A 14,970-nucleotide genomic window follows, 5' to 3' on the forward strand; every position below is an offset into this window, starting at 1 on the left:
CTCAGCCTGCGATCCGCTCCAGCTTGGCCGCGAAGAAGCCGTCCAGCCCCCCCTTTTCCGCCCATTGCGACGGCAGGATGCGCAGCCAGCCTTCGGGCGTCAGGGCCTCGTCCGGGGCGCCGACCTCGGCGGGAACGGCGGCGACGGTGCGGAAGGCCGGGTTGCGGCGCAGGAAGGCGATCACCTGGGTCTCGCCCTCTTCGCGCTCCAGCGAGCAGACGCAATAGACCAGACGGCCGCCCGGCTTGACCTTCGCGGCGGCGGCGTCGAGCAGGCGATGCTGCACATCGGCCAGCTTGGCCACGTCGGCGGGGCGGGTGGCGCGCAGGACCTCAGGGTTGCGGCGATAGGTGCCGGTCGCCGTGCACGGCGCGTCCAGCAGGACGGCGTCGAACGTCCGCTCGTCCTCCCAGTCCTCGGCCGGGACGGCGACGACCTCGGCCGTGAGGTTCATGCGCTCGAAATTCTGGCGCAGACGTTTCAGACGCGCCTCGGAACGGTCCAGCGCCACGACTTCAGCCCCGGCGGCGGCCAGTTGCAGCGTCTTGCCGCCCGGCGCGGCGCACAGGTCCAGCGCCGTCTCGCCCGGCTTGACGGCCAGCAGGCGCGCGGGCACGGCGGCGGCGGCATCCTGCACCCACCAGTCGCCCGCCTCGAAACCGGGCCAGGAGGCGACATCGCCGCGCTTGCCGGTGCGGACCGTGCCGCCGGGCAACACCTCGCCCTCGACAGAGGCCGCCAGTTCGGCCGGGTCGACGCCCGGCTTGGCCGTCAGGTCGGTCGCCGGCTCTTCCCGCGTAGCCAGGGCCAGGCCGATCAGGGACGCTTGGCCATAGGTCGCCTTCCAGCGCTGGGCCAGCCAGTCGGGCAGGTTGGACTCAGCGGTCGTCAGGCCCGGACCGTCGCGGCCGACGCCGCGCAGCACGGCGTTGACCAGATTCTTGTAGGGCCGCGTCTTGGGATCGCGCTCGGCCAGCTTCACCGCCGTCGACACGGCCGCGAAGGCGGGCGTCTCCAGCACCAGGGTCTGGGCCAGGGCGATGCGCAGGATCGTCATGACCGCCAGCGGCGGGGCCTTTTGGAGACGGCGCTCAAGGATCTGGTCGATCTCGCCCAGACGGCGCAGGGCCGCCATCGCTACGGCGCGGGCGAAGGCGCGGTCCTGCGGCGGCAGATCGCGCGCGGGCGACTGCGACAGGGCCTCGTCCAGCCCCGTGCGCTTCTCCAGCGCGGCGTTCAACAGGACGCCGGCGACCAGACGCGCCTCGACGCCGACGTCGGCGTGCGGGTCGTCCGCGACCGGGCGCGGCGCCGGTTCACGACGCGGGCCGCGCGCCTTTTCGGCGATGCGGCGGCCGCGCGCGGCGGAGCTCCGGCCCTTGGGCGCGTCCCCGCTCACACCGACACCTGGGTGCCGAGCTCGACCACGCGGCCGGGCGGAATACGGAAGAAGTCGGTCGGATTGGCGGCGTTACGCATCAGGAAGATAAACAGTTTGTCTTGCCACAGAGGCATGCCCTGACGGGCGGTGGGAACGACGGACCGGCGGCCCAGGAAGAAGCTGGTCGACATGATATCGAACTTCAGCCCCTGTTTGCGGCACAGGGCCAGGGCGCGCGGCACGTTCGGCGTCTCCATATAGCCGAAGGTCAGCGTCAGGCGCTTGAAATCATCGCTGATCGGCTCGACCGCCACCCTTTGCAGGTCCGACACGCGTGGTCGGTCGGACGTGTGCACCGTCAGGATGATGTTCTTCTCGTGCAGCACCTTGTTGTGCTTGAGGTTGTGCATCAGGGCCACCGGCGCGACCTCGGCGTCCGAGGTCAAGAAGATGGCCGTGCCCGGCGCCCGGTGCGGCGGGCGGGCGCGCAGCATCTCGATCAGATCGGTCAGCGGCAGGCTGTCCTTGCGCGTCTTGTCGGTCAGGATCTGCGTGCCGCGCACCCAGGTCCACATCAGCATGACCAGACCGCCGCCCAGCACCAGCGGCATCCACGCCCCGGCCGGGATCTTCAGCAGGTTGGAGGTCAGGAAGACCGCGTCGATGAAGCCGAACGGCACCAGGGTCAACAGGATGGCCCACATCGGCCACTTCCACTTATGCCGCACGACGGTGAAGGACATCAGGGTGTTGACCATCATGGTGCCGGTCACCGCCACCCCATAGGCTGCGGTCAGATTGTGCGAGGACTGGAAGGTCACCAGCACGAACAGCACGCCCACCATCAGCAGGCTGTTGATCGCGGGCACATAGATCTGGCCGGCCTGGGTCTCGGAGGTGTTGCGGATGTCCAGGCGCGGCAGCAGGCCCAGCTGCACCGCCTGCTGCGTCACCGAGAAGGCCCCGGTGATGACCGCCTGACTGGCGATCACCGTAGCCGCCGTCGCCAGCAACAGCATGGGCCAGTAGACCAGCTGCGGCACCATGTTCCAGAACGGGTTGTTCGCCGCGCCGGGATGGGACAGCAGGAAGGCGCCCTGCCCCAGATAGTTCAGCGTCAGACACGGCAGGACGATGAACAGCCACCCCTGGCGGATCGGCGACTTGCCGAAATGCCCCATGTCCGCATACAGCGCCTCGGCGCCGGTGACGGCCAGAAAGACGCTGCCCAGGATGACGAAGCCCAGGAAGCCGTCGGCGACCAGCAGCTTGATCCCGTAATAGGGCGACAGGGCCTTCAGGATCGACAGGTCATCGAAGATGTGCGCCACGCCCATCAGGCCCAGCGACAGAAACCACACCAGGGTGATGGGGCCGAAGAACTTCGCCAGCCCCGCCGTGCCGCGCGACTGGACCAGGAACAGGGCGATGAGAATGCCCGCCGCCAACGGCAGGATGAAGGGATCGAGGCGCCCATTCAGGCCCGGAGCCTCCTGCAGCCCCTCGATGGCCGACAGCACGGAAATGGCCGGGGTGATGACGCCGTCGCTGTAGAACAGAGCCGCGCCGCAGACGCCCAGGATGAACAGCCAGGCGCTGCGTCGGCCGATCGCGTGCTGGGCCAGGGCCATCAAGGACAGGGTGCCGCCTTCGCCCTTGTTGTCGGCCCGCATCAGGAACATGACGTATTTGAACGTCACCACCACCATCAGGGCCCAAAAGGCCAGGGAGACGACGCCGATGACGGCCAGATCGCCGTCGACGCCCTTCTGGGCGTGGCCGATGGCTTCGCGCAGGGCGTAGATCGGGCTGGTGCCGATGTCGCCGAACACCACGCCGATGGCGCCCAGGATCAGGGCGCGGCGGCCGGCCTTGCCCCCAGGGCCCGGCGAGCCCCCGGCGGCGGGAGGCGGGGCGTGGGCGGGGGATGAGGCGTTGGCGTTAGGCGCGGCGTCGCCGCGGGGCGTGTCCCCGACCATGCATTGTTCTCCGGGTCGCGCGAGGAGGCGTGCCCATCAAGAGCCGCGGGCCTTTAGACCTTTTCCGTCAGCGCTTCAATCGCGCCCGGGTTCCGGCCGCGCCGCCGAGGACAGGATGCGACGGTCGTCCTTGGCCTGAAGCAGGATCACCACACCCTCGTCCGCCCCCGCCTCGACAGGCAGCGGAAACAGCACCGGGCGTCCGTTCCAGTCGCCCAGACGGCGCACCTCGCGCACGACATTGACGTGGGTCACCGCGCGGCCCCGGTTATCGCCGCCCTTGACCTCGACCGTCTGCTGCCCCGGCCGATAGACCACGGCGACGACCTCGGCCCCGCCCTGCGGCGCCCGGCCGGAGCCGACGCCGACGCGGTCGCCGGTCTCGCGGAACTCGATCTCGGGCGGCCAGCCGCGACCGCGCGCCTCGGCCTCGACGGCGGCCTTCAGCTCCGGCGAGCGGGCGCCCGAGACATGACGGCGCCCGTCGATCACCACCTGGGGCGTCGAGACGTTTCTCAGCTTCAGCGCCTGACGATAGGCGCGCTGGCGTTCGGCGAACTCTGGCCGGGCGAAGGTGTCGGGCCAGCCCAGATAGTCCCAGTAGTCGACGCCATAGGTCAGGACAATCACGCCCGGCTCGGCCGCCACGCTTTCGACGGTGCGGTTGGCGTCGGGGCAGCCGGCGCAGCCCTGGGCGGTGAACAGTTCGACCACTACCGGCTGGACCGGGGCGTCACGCTCGCGCGACGGCGCGGCGGCGACGGCCAGCAGGCCTGCGCCCGCGACCACCGCCGTCATCCCGTACCTGAACAGGCCCCGTGCCATCATGGGCGCGATCCTATCCCTTCGGCCCGAGAACGCCGCTCATAAATGCGTGAGCGGAAAAAGAGGAAACGTCATCCCGGAAACGGCGCAGCCGCTATCCGGGACCGCCCGGGAACGTCGACGTCGCGTCTCCGGCGGTCCCGGCTCTCCGCTCTGCTGCGGCGGGATGACGTGTCGGCGAACAGATTAATCCATCAGCTGTTGGGCCAGATAGACGTAGTGGCGCGCCCAGCGGCGGGCGTTGGCGACCGGATCGGCGTCGTTGGAGTGGCCGCCCGCCGTGTCCTCGAAATAGAGGTGATCGTGGCCCTGGTCCCCCAGACGCGCCGCGAACTTGCGGGCGTGGCCGGGGTGGACCCGGTCGTCGCGCGTATTGGTCGTGATGTAGACGCGCGGGTATTTCACCTCCGGCCGCAGCTGCTGATAGGCCGAATAGCGCGCGATGAATTCGGCGTCGCCCGGAATGCGCGGATCGCCGTACTCGCCCATCCACGACGCGCCCGCCGGCAGTTCCTGATAACGCAGCATGTCGATCAGAGGGCTTTCGATGACCGCCGCATTGAACAGCTCCGGATGCTGGGTGATCGACACGCTGGTCAGCACGCCGCCGTTGGAGCGGCCGTAGATGCCCAGGTGGCGCGGGCTGGTGATGCGGCGCTGCTCCAGATCGCGGGCCACGGCGGCGAAGTCGTCGAAGGCGCGCTGGCGGTTCTCGCGCAAGGCCGCCTGGTGCCAGCCGGGCCCGAACTCGCCGCCGCCACGGATGTTGGCCTGAACGAAGACGCCGCCGTTCTCCAGCCACAGCTTGCCCATCTCGGGCTTGTAGGCGGGCGGGAAGCTGGCCTGGAAGCCGCCGTAACCGAACAGGATGGTCGGCCCGGTCCCGTCCATCGCCAGGTCCTTCGGCCGGGTGACGAAGTAGGGGATCTTCGTCCCGTCGGTCGAGGTCGCCTCGAACTGCTCGACCACATGGGTCGAGGCGTCGAACTTGGCCGGGGCCGACTTCAGCTCGGTCAGGGCGCCGGTGGAGACATCGGCGAGGCTGAGCGTCGGCGGCGTCAGGAAACCCTGCGTCGAGACGAAGACCTGCCCCTTGGCCTTGGAGCTGTCGCCCAGACCCACGGCGCTGTTGGCCGGCACGGCGATCTCGGTCGCGGTCCAGCCCTCGGCGGTCGGGGTGAAACGCTTCAGCGCGCCGACGACGTTGTCGGCGATGACGGCGACGAGGCTGTTCTCGAACACGCTGACGTTCTGCAGCGACTGGCGCGGGCCGGGCGCGAAGATGGTCGCGGCCTTGGCGTCGATGCGCACGTCCTGACGCGGCTGGCCCAGCACGCCCAACGGCAGCGCCAGAAGCGAGCCGGAGGCGTAGTCATGGCCGTCGAAGCTCCAGGGCTGCTCGGGCGAGAAGACCAGCTTGCCGTCCAGCACGCCCTGAACGCCCACGCGCTCAGGCAGGGCCAGCTGATGCGGCTTGCCGTCCGAGCCCAGCATCCAGGTTTCCGAGCGGAAGGTGTCCAGCGGACGGCTGAACAGCACGGCCTCGACCGCGCCCGCCTTGTCGCGGAAGACGCGGGGGCTGACGCCATAGCCCCCGTCGCCCTGCTGGCCGCGATAGACCTCGGTCGCGTGTTCCAGCGGATGACCGCGCTTCAGCGACTTGATGATGAAGGGATAGCCCGACTCCGTCAGGCTGCCGGGGCCGAAGTCGGTGGCGATCAGCAGGGTGTCGCGGTCCAGCCAGGAGATGCGGTGCTTGCCTTCAGGGATGACGAAGCCGCCGTCCACGAAGGTCTTGGTCGTCAGGTCGAACTCGCGCACCGTCACGGCGTCCATGCCGCCGTTGGACAGATTGACCAGGCAACGGGTCTCGTCCGGCGCCAGGCAGTTGGCGCCCTTGAACACCCAGTCCTTGCCCTCGGCCTTGGCCAGGGCGTCGATGTCCAGCAACGTCTCCCACTGCGGCTGGGCGGTGCGATAGGACGCCAGCGTCGTGCGGCGCCAGACCCCCTTCGGGTTGGCCGCGTCCTGCCAGAAATTGCCCAGACCCTCGCCCAGGAAGCTGACGCCGGGGATGCGGTCGGTGGCCGTCAGGATGGCCTCGGCCTGCTGACGGAAGGGCTCGTAGCGACGATCGCCGGTCAGGGCGGCCAGGGCCTTTTCGTTCGAGGCGGCGACGAAGGCTCGGGCCTCGACCCCGTCCACCTCTTCCAGCGCCAAGTGGTCGTCGGCGGCCTTGACCCCCTCGGGCGACAAATCGCGCGGGAAGTGCGGCGGCGGGGTCGCGGCCGAGGCGGCCGTGGGGTCGATAGGCGCGCCCTCGGCCAGGGCGGGGGCGGCGGCCAACATCAAGGCCGGCAAGGCGACGGACAGGAACAGGGTTTTCACAATCTTCTCCGTTCATCCCCGCGGAGGCGGGGACCCAGTGCTTTGGCTCAATCAGCCGCCTTCAGAGTTTTCGCCCGCGCCCAGGCCGAGCGCGGGGCTCAAGCCTGGGTCCCCGCCTCCGCGAGGGTGAGCGGGCATGGTCTTATCGCTGCGCCGGCTGATCCATCAGCCGCCGGGTCAGATAGGTGTATTCCAGCGCGATGCGGCGGGCCGTCTCGCGCAGGTTGGCGCCGGCTGCGTGGCCGCCGTCGGTGTTCTCGTAGAAGAGCACCGGATAGCCCAGCGCCTCCATCCGCGCCGCCGCCTTGCGGGCGTGGCCGGGGTGGACGCGGTCGTCCTTGGTCGAGGTGTGGATAAAGACTTCCGGATAGGGCTGACCCGCCGCCAGCTTCTGATAGGGCGAGTATTGTTCGATCCAGGCGCGCTGCTCCGGGATGTCCGGGTCGCCGTATTCGCCGATCCAGCTGGCGCCCGCCAACAGCTTGTGGAAGCGCAGCATGTCGAACAGGGGCACCTGAATCACGGCCGCATTGATCAGGTCCGGTCGCTGGGTCAGCATGGCGCCCATGAACAGCCCGCCCTGCGAGCCGCCCATGACGCCCAGGTGCGGCTGGCTGGTGATCCCGCGCGTGCTCAGGTCCTGAGCCACCGCCTGGAAGTCCTCATGCGCGCGCTGGCGATTTTCTTGCTGGGCCGCCTGGTGCCATTTGGGGCCGAACTCGCCGCCGCCGCGCGTATTGGCGATGACGTAGACGCCGCCCCGCTCCAGCCACAGCTTGCCCACCGTCGGCGAATAGCCGGGCAGCAGCGACGACTGGAAGCCGCCGTAGCCGTACAGCAGCGTCGGGTTCGACCCGTCCATCGCCATCGCGTCCTTATGGACGACGAAATAGGGGATCATCGTCCCGTCGGTCGAGCGGGCCTCGAACTGATCCACGCGCATGCCGCTGGCGTCGAACTTGTCCGGCAGGGCCTTGGTCAGATCGACGGCCCCGGTCGCCGCATCGGCCAGATAGAGGCTGGACGGGTTCAGATAGCCGGTGACGCTGACGAAGATCTGGTCGTCCTGCTCCGAAGCCGAGCCGACCCCGACCGAGACGTTCTGCGGCAGGTCCAGACGGGTGCGGCTCCAGTCGGCCGGGTCGTAGACATAGACCGAGCCGCGCACGTTTTCATAAAGGGCCACGACCAGCTTGTTGCGGGTGGCGTTGATCCCCTCGACCGCCTCGCGCTCGCCGGGGCGGATGACGAGACGGGCGGGCGCCTTCGGATCGGCCAGCCACGCCCGCAGGTCCCAGGCGATGACGTCGCCGGTCTTGAACTGCTGGCCCGACGGCGCGGTCCAGTCCTGATCCGTCGTCACCACCAGCTGTCCGGCGACCAGGGCGTTGATGTTGGACTTGAGCGGCAACTCCAGCTTCGTCGTCGAGCCGTCGGCGTTCAGGCGCCAGGTCTCGCTCTCATAGAAGTTGATCCCCCGGTTCAGCAGCACCGCCTGCACCACGCCGTCGGCGTCGCGCAGGGTGTAGCCGGACACCGAGACGTCGGTCTTCTGGCCGGCGAAGACCTCGATCGCCTGATCGACCGTCTGGCCGCGCTTCATCAGGCGCACGGTGCGCGGATAGCCGGAGTCGGTCAGCGAGCCCTCGCCGAAATCGCGCGAGATCAGCAGGGTGTCCTTGTCGATCCAGCTGGCGCCGCCCTTGGATTCCGGCAGGCTGAAGCCGCCCTCCACGAAGGTGCGCGTCACGCTGTCGAACTCGCGCAGAGTGACCGCATCCTTGCCGCCGTTCGACAGGGAGATCAGGCAGTAGCGCTCTTCAGGCGACAGGCAGGTCGCGCCCTTATAGACCCAGTTGGCGCCCTCGGCCGCCGACAGGGCGTCGAAGTCCAGGATCGTCTCCCACTGCGGCGCGTCCGTGCGATAGCTGTCCAGCGTCGTGCGGCGCCAGATCCCGCGCACGTGTTCGGCGTCCTGCCAGAAGTTGTCGATATGGCCGTCATGGGTGAAGCCCGGCGAGGGGATGCGGTCGCGCGACTGCACCAGCTCCAGCGCCTGCTGATGCAGAGCGTCATAGCGCGGGTCGCCCTGCAGCACGCCCAGCGAGGTCTCGTTGTGGGCCTTGACCCAGTCCATGGCGCGCTCGCCCTCGACCTCCTCCAGCCACAGATAGGGGTCGGTCGCGTCGCTGGTCGCGAAGCCCGGCGCGGTAGAGGCGACGCTGGTGGAAACGGAAGCTTGGGCCATGGCGACAGGTGCGGCTCCGGCGGCAAGGGAAAGGACGGCGACAGACGCCAGGGTGCGGATGATCATGGGAGTCCCCCAACGGACGAATGTTTCGCCGGGCACCTTGGCGACGCCGACGGCGAGGGGCAAGCGTCAGTCATCTTACAGGCGCGTAATCTTTGGCCGCCGAATCGCGCTCAGTCGCCGTCGTCGGGGATGCACAGGATCTGGCCGCAGGCCTTGCAGTGGACGGCGTCCGGATCATGCTTCTGCAGGCCGCAGGTCGGACAGGGAAACTTCACCTTGTGCGGCCGGATCAGGGTCTGGGCCAGGCGGATGAACAGGGTGATGCCCACCAGCATGACGACGATGGAGATGACCCGGCCCCAGTTGCCCGGCAGGGTGATGTCGCCAAACCCCGTCGTCGTCAGGGTGGCGACGGTGAAGTAGAGCGCGTCCAGATAGCCGTTGATATGCTCGGCCTTGCCCCGGAAATAGGCGTAGACGAAGCCGGTCACGACAAAGACGAAGGTGATCAGGGCGGCCAGGGCGCGGGTGATCTCCTCGACCCGGGTGTCGTCGAACCGGCGGCCGATGGTGCGCCAGAACAGGTCGCTGTTCAGCAGACTCCAGAACCGCAGCAGCCGCAGGAAGCCGAAGTTGGCCAGCCAGGCCGGAAACAGCAGGGTCGCCAGGACGAACAGATCGACCCAGACGATCGGCTTCTTCAACCAGTCGCGGACATCGGAATAGGCATAGGCCCGCGCCGCCAGGTCCAGCCCCAGGATGGCGGCGATGAAATAGTCGGCGACATAGAAGACCCAGCCCGCCTCCTTCAGGATCGGGGCCGCCAGAAAGAAGCCGATGATGATCAGATCGACCAGAATGACCATCAGGCGGAACTTCACCGCCGCCGGCTGGGCGCCGTGATAGAGGTAACGCAGGCGCGCCCTCAGTCTCAGGCCGTCGGGTCTGGCGGTTTGGCTCTGATCGGAAGTCATCGTCGCCAGCGATACATGAACCGGCGCAAAATCCTATATGAAGAGCAACATGAGTGAACCCGCCCGCCCCTACATCCGCATGAACGGCGCCGGAAACGCCTTCATTGTCGTCCAGGCCTTCGAGCAACCCTTCCACCCGACGGCGGATCAGGTGCGCGCCCTGGCCGATCCGGCGGCGGGCCTGGGCGGCTTCGACCAGCTGATCGGCATCGAACCGTCCGAGACGGCCGACGCCTTCATGCGGGTATGGAACGCCGACGGCTCGATGGTCCAGACCTGCGGCAACGCCCTGCGCTGCGTCGGCTGGCTGATGCTGGAGGCGACCGACAAGGAAGAGGTGGTCATCGACACCCTGAGCGGCCCGACCACCGCGCGCCGCGCTTCTCTCCCGTCAGGCCGCGTCGGGTCGGGAAGTCCCCCAGGGCTGACGACCGCGGCCCAGACACAAAGCCGCGTCGGGTCGGGAGATCCCGCAGGGTCGACGACCGCGGCCCAGCATCAAGTCACGGTGGATATGGGCGCGCCGCGTCTGGAGTGGGATCAGGTGCCCCTGTCTGAAGAGATGGACACGCGCGGCATCGAGCTTCAGGTCGGACCGATCGACGCGCCCGTACTGCACACCCCCGGCGCCGTTTCGATGGGCAATCCCCACGTCGTCTTCTTCACCGATCGCCAGGACGACGCCTTCGTGCGCGGCTCGGGCTCGCTGGTCGAGCGCCACCCGCTGTTCCCTGAAGGGGTCAATGTCGGCTTCGCCCATGTGCTGTCGCCCGATCACATTCGGTTGCGGGTCTGGGAGCGCGGGGCGGGCCTGACCCTGGCCTGCGGCACCGGCGCCTGCGCCGCCCTGGTGGCCGCCGCGCGGCGCGGCCTGACCGGGCGAAAGGCCGTGGTGACGGTCGATGGCGGCCAGCTGACCATCGAATGGGACCAGGCTACGAACCACGTCTTCATGACCGGTCCGGTCCAGGTCGAAGGCGCCGGGTTCCTGCCCGAAGCCTGACCATTGCGTCTTGACCCAGCGTCAGCGGTTGTCGGCGACGGCCCCACCCTCTAGGAACGAGACGCGCCTGCCCTTGCCGAGATTAAAATGCCCGAATTGACCGACAAACAGACCTTCTCAGACGACGACGCTCTGGAGTTCCACAGCGATCCGATCCCGGGCAAGATCTCCATGGCCCCGACCAAGCCGATGGCGACCCAGCGCGACCTGTCGCTGGCCTATTCGCCGGGCGTGGCCGTGCCGGTCCTGGCCATCGCCGCCGATGCGGACAAGGCCTACGACTACACCGCCAAGGGCAATCTGGTCGCGGTCATCTCGAACGGCACCGCCATCCTGGGCCTGGGCAACCTGGGCCACATGGCCTCCAAGCCGGTGATGGAAGGCAAGTCGGTCCTGTTCAAGCGCTTCGCCGACGTCGACAGCTTCGACGTCGAGGTGAAGACCACCGACCCGGACGAGTTCGTCACCGTGGTCAAGAACATCGGCGACACCTGGGGCGGCATCAATCTGGAGGACATCAAGTCCCCCGAATGCTTTGAGATCGAAGCCCAGCTGCAGGACCTGCTGGACATTCCCGTCTTCCACGACGACCAGCACGGCACCGCCATCATCTCGACCGCCGGTCTGATCAACGCCTGCCACATCGTCGGCAAGAAGCTGGAAGACGTGAAAGTCGTCCTGTCCGGCGCCGGCGCGGCGGGCCTGTCCTCCATCGCCCTGATGAAGGCCGCCGGGGTCAAGGCTGAGAACACCGTCATCTGCGATCGTCAGGGCGTGATCTACAAGGGCCGGGACAACGTCTCCCAATGGCAGGCGGCGCACGCCACTGACACGCCGCACCGCACCCTGGCCGAGGCCATGGTCGGCGCCGACGTGGTGCTGGGCCTGTCGGCCAAGGGCGCGATCACCAAGGAGATGGTCGCCTCCATGGCGCCCAATCCGATCATCTTCGCCATGGCCAACCCCGACCCCGAAATTACGCCCGAAGACGTCAAGTCCGTGCGTTCGGACGCCATCATGGCGACGGGCCGGTCAGACTACGTCAACCAGATCAACAACGTCCTGGCCTTCCCCTATCTGTTCCGGGGCGCGCTGGACGTGCGCGCGCGGCAGATCAACCACGAGATGAAGATCGCCTGCGCCCACGCCCTGGCGGCGCTGGCGCGCGAAGACGTGCCGGACGAGGTCGCCGCCGCCTATCGCGGCCGCAAGCTGAAGTTCGGTCCGGAATACATCATCCCGACGCCGTTCGATCCGCGCCTGATCTGGTATATCCCGCCTTTCATCGCCCAGACGGCGATGGACACCGGCGTCGCGCGCAAGCCGATCGAGGACATGGACGCCTATCGCATCAGCCTGCGCCAGCGGGTTGATCCGTCGGCCGCCCTGATGCAGAAGATCCAGGCCAGCGTGCGCTCGGGGCCGAAGCAGCGGGTCGTCTTCGCCGAGGGCGAGGAGCAGTCCGTCATCCGCGCCGCCTGGGCCTTCAAACAGGCCGAACTGGGCACGCCCATCCTGGTGGGCCGCGAGGAACTGATCCGTCAGAACGCCGCCGAGGCCGGTCTGAGTTTCGATGAGTTGGGCATTGAGATCATGAACGCCCGGATTTCCGAGCGGAACACCGATTACGTCGACTGGCTCTACGCCCGCCTGCAACGCCGCGGCTATCTGCGCCGCGACGTCCAGCGCATGATCAATCAGGACCGCAACTATTTCGCCGCCGCCATGGTCGCGCGCGGCGAAGCGGACTGCATGGTCACCGGCGTGACCCGCAATTTCAACATGGCCCTGAAAGAGGTCCGCCGCGTCCTGGACGTCAAGGACCGGATGATCGGCCTGTCGATCCTTCTGGCCAAGGGGCGCACCCTGTTCGTGGCCGACACCTCGATCCACGAACTGCCCGACGCCGCCGAACTGGCCGAGATCGCCGTCAAGGCCGCAGCCACGGTCAAGACCCTGGGCCGCAAGCCGCGCGTCGCCTTCCTCAGCTATTCGACCTTCGGCGACCCGCCGGGCGCGCGTGGCGAAAAGGTGCGCGAGGCCATCCGCATCCTGGACGGCATGGGCGTCGATTTCGAATATGAAGGCGAGATGCCCCCGGCCTTGGCGCTGAACTCCGAAGCGCGGGCCAACTATCCCTTCATGCGTCTGACCGGCGACGCCAACGTCCTGGTCATGCCGGCTATCCACTCGGCCGCCATCTCGACCCGCCTGGTTCAGGCTCTGGGCGGCGCCACGGTGATCGGCCCGCTGCTGGTGGGTCTGGAGAAGTCGGTGCAGATCGTGCCCCTGGGCGCTTCGGTCGGCGAGATCATGACCGCCGCCACCTTCGCCGCCTATGCCGAAGGGGTGGAGATCGAGGACTGACCCCCTCGCCATCGCGACACCGTTCAGAGGCGGCCTTCGGGCCGCCTCTTTGCGTTTCAGGCGCCGGGCGCTTCTTCCGGGGCGGCCGCCTTCTTCTGCTCGGCGATCAGGCGCGCATGACGCGGCGCGACGTAGAAGGCCAGCAAAATGGCGAACACGCCGATGACCGTCGAATACAGGAAGAAGGTGACGTAGCCCGCCCCCAGGCCAGCCGGGGACACCCCGCTCTTGGCCGCGCCTGCGACCAGAGATTCCGGCGGCAGGGCGTGAAACAGGCCCTTCAGCGCCCCCAACGGCCCCCCGGCGTCGGCCGCCCGCGCCGAGGCCTCGACGATCTTGCCGGACTGGGACGCGATCAGCTTGCCCGGCAGGGCGTACAGCGAGCTGAACAGGGCGTACTGGGTCGCGGTGAAGCCGATCGACGTCAGGCTGGACATATAGGCGATCAGCGCCGTGCCGGCGTAGCCGGTGGCGAGGTTATCCACGCCGATGGAGACGAACAGGGCGGTCAGGTCATGCCCCTGGGTCGCCAGCCAGGCGAAGACCAGGTTCGACACCGGGCTCATGAAGGCCCCGACCACCATGGTCCGGATCAAGCCGAAGCGGGCGACGGACCAGCCGCCGATGAAGACGCCCAGAGACATGGCGACGACGCCGAACAGCTTTCGCACCTCGCCGATCTCGATCAGGCTGAACCCCAGGTCGATGTAGAAGGGGTTCATGATGTTCAGCACGAAATCCGCCAGGCGATAGAGGCAGATCAGCGCCAGGATCGGCCCGGCCAGCTTGCCGAAGCGGACGAAGAAATCCTTCAACGGCGCGCCGAACGACCCCGCCAGATAGGCGCCCGGACGACTGCGCCAGCCCGGCACCGGCGCGCAGGCGAAGAACAGCAGGCCGAAACCCAGCACGATCCAGGCGAACTGGATCAACACCCCGCCGCCCCCGCTTTCAGCCAGCCCCGCGCTCAGCACGGCCAGAACCGCTTCGGGCAGGACCGCGCCGAAGGCCCAGGCGAAGGCGTCGATCTTGTCGGTCAGTCCTGTGCCGATCAGCACCGCCGCGACGAAGATCAGGCCGAGGCGCACCACCCATTCGATCTTCTCGGCCACGGGACGGGACGGAATGTCGGAGACGGGAATGGCGCGCACGACGTGCTGCTTCTCGCGCGGCGCCAGCAGGACGCCCATCACGCCGACGCCCATCAGGGCGGCCATGATCGCGTAGGACAGGTTCCAGTTGTAGAACTGCGCCAACGCCAGAGGCACGAAGCCGGCGACGATCTGAGCGACGCGATAGCCGAGCTGGTAGGCCGCCGCCATCGCGCCCTGACGGCTGTCGTCCACCGCCTCGATACGCCAGGCGTCGATGGCGATGTCCTGGGTCGCGCCGAAGAAGCCGACCATCACGGCGAAGGCGGCCACGGCGCCCAGGGACGTCTGCGGATTGGAGCCCGAGATCAGCCACAGGCCGGCGATGATCACCACCTGGGTCGCCAGCATCCACGAGCGCCGATGCCCCAGCCAGCGCGTCAGGCCGGGGATATTGGTGCGGTCCAGCAGCGGCGCCCAGACGAACTTCAACGCATAGGTCAGGGTGGCCAGGGCGAAGAAGCCGATCATCTCCAGCGTCACGCCCGCGTCGCGCAGCCAGGCCGACAGGGTGTCGTAGATCAGCAGGTTCGGCAGGCCCGCCGCGAACCCCAGCAGCAGCATGGCCATCGGCCGCCGCTCGCCATAGACGGCCAGCCCCCCGAAACGTCCGGCAGGCGCGTTGGGCGTCTTGGTATCAATCATACG

At 68.1% G+C, this 14,970-nt stretch carries 9 protein-coding genes; 2 read left to right on the forward strand and 7 right to left on the reverse strand.

From position 1 onward, the window contains the following. Position 1: 1 nt before the first annotated feature. The 6 genes from DA69_RS11945 to DA69_RS11970 all read right to left on the reverse strand — a co-directional run bounded on the left by DA69_RS11945 (position 2) and on the right by DA69_RS11970 (position 9,801). Positions 2-1,399 (reverse strand): RsmB/NOP family class I SAM-dependent RNA methyltransferase, encoded by a 1,398-nt coding sequence (locus DA69_RS11945; protein ID WP_025976493.1) that lies wholly within the window; start codon positions 1,397-1,399, stop codon positions 2-4. Next, positions 1,396-3,360, reverse strand: a complete 1,965-nt coding sequence (locus tag DA69_RS11950; protein WP_025976492.1) for a potassium transporter Kup — start codon at positions 3,358-3,360, stop codon at positions 1,396-1,398. Before DA69_RS11950 ends, DA69_RS11945 begins: the two co-directional genes overlap by 4 nt. Before the next feature lie 75 nt (positions 3,361-3,435). Continuing rightward, a complete protein-coding gene (locus DA69_RS11955; RefSeq protein WP_025976491.1) occupies positions 3,436-4,188 on the reverse strand; it encodes a DUF1223 domain-containing protein in 753 nt (250 codons plus the stop codon). Between the two features lie 183 nt (positions 4,189-4,371). Further along, entirely contained in the window at positions 4,372-6,534 is a 2,163-nt protein-coding gene (locus tag DA69_RS11960; RefSeq protein ID WP_419177573.1) for a prolyl oligopeptidase family serine peptidase, read from the reverse strand. Positions 6,535-6,715: 181 nt separating this feature from the next. Further along, complete coding sequence (locus DA69_RS11965; RefSeq protein ID WP_025976489.1) at positions 6,716-8,887, reverse strand: prolyl oligopeptidase family serine peptidase; 2,172 nt, start codon at positions 8,885-8,887, stop codon at positions 6,716-6,718. Between the two features lie 110 nt (positions 8,888-8,997). Beyond that, entirely contained in the window at positions 8,998-9,801 is an 804-nt protein-coding gene (locus DA69_RS11970; protein WP_025976488.1) for a potassium channel family protein, read from the reverse strand. Positions 9,802-9,850: 49 nt separating this feature from the next. Here DA69_RS11970 and dapF point away from each other — a divergent pair, with 49 nt between their 5' ends. Together dapF and DA69_RS11980 are read left to right on the forward strand one after the other, a co-directional pair. After that, the gene (gene dapF, locus DA69_RS11975) at positions 9,851-10,804 is read left to right on the forward strand and encodes a diaminopimelate epimerase (RefSeq protein ID WP_025976487.1); all 954 of its coding nucleotides are present in this window, start codon (positions 9,851-9,853) and stop codon (positions 10,802-10,804) included. 87 nt (positions 10,805-10,891) lie between these two features. Then, entirely contained in the window at positions 10,892-13,171 is a 2,280-nt protein-coding gene (locus DA69_RS11980; protein WP_025976486.1) for an NADP-dependent malic enzyme, read from the forward strand. Positions 13,172-13,227: 56 nt separating this feature from the next. On the opposite strand, the gene DA69_RS11985 is transcribed toward DA69_RS11980, so the two are convergent. After that, positions 13,228-14,967, reverse strand: a complete 1,740-nt coding sequence (locus tag DA69_RS11985) for an AmpG family muropeptide MFS transporter (protein WP_025976485.1) — start codon at positions 14,965-14,967, stop codon at positions 13,228-13,230. Positions 14,968-14,970: the final 3 nt, after the last annotated feature.

The sequence above is a fragment of the Brevundimonas naejangsanensis genome (assembly GCF_000635915.2).
Lineage (GTDB): Bacteria > Pseudomonadota > Alphaproteobacteria > Caulobacterales > Caulobacteraceae > Brevundimonas > Brevundimonas sanguinis.

Excerpts from the sequence above, each read along its gene's own strand:
- dapF (WP_025976487.1), top strand. The coding sequence starts at position 9,851 with ATGAGTGAACCCGCCCGCCCCTACATCCGCATGAACGGCGCCGGAAAC.
- DA69_RS11955 (WP_025976491.1), bottom strand. The coding sequence starts at position 4,188 with ATGATGGCACGGGGCCTGTTCAGGTACGGGATGACGGCGGTGGTCGCG.
- DA69_RS11970 (WP_025976488.1), bottom strand. The coding sequence starts at position 9,801 with ATGACTTCCGATCAGAGCCAAACCGCCAGACCCGACGGCCTGAGACTG.
- DA69_RS11985 (WP_025976485.1), bottom strand. The coding sequence starts at position 14,967 with ATGATTGATACCAAGACGCCCAACGCGCCTGCCGGACGTTTCGGGGGG.
- DA69_RS11980 (WP_025976486.1), top strand. The coding sequence starts at position 10,892 with ATGCCCGAATTGACCGACAAACAGACCTTCTCAGACGACGACGCTCTG.
- DA69_RS11965 (WP_025976489.1), bottom strand. The coding sequence starts at position 8,887 with ATGATCATCCGCACCCTGGCGTCTGTCGCCGTCCTTTCCCTTGCCGCC.
- DA69_RS11960 (WP_419177573.1), bottom strand. The coding sequence starts at position 6,534 with ATGTTGGCCGCCGCCCCCGCCCTGGCCGAGGGCGCGCCTATCGACCCC.
- DA69_RS11950 (WP_025976492.1), bottom strand. The coding sequence starts at position 3,360 with ATGGTCGGGGACACGCCCCGCGGCGACGCCGCGCCTAACGCCAACGCC.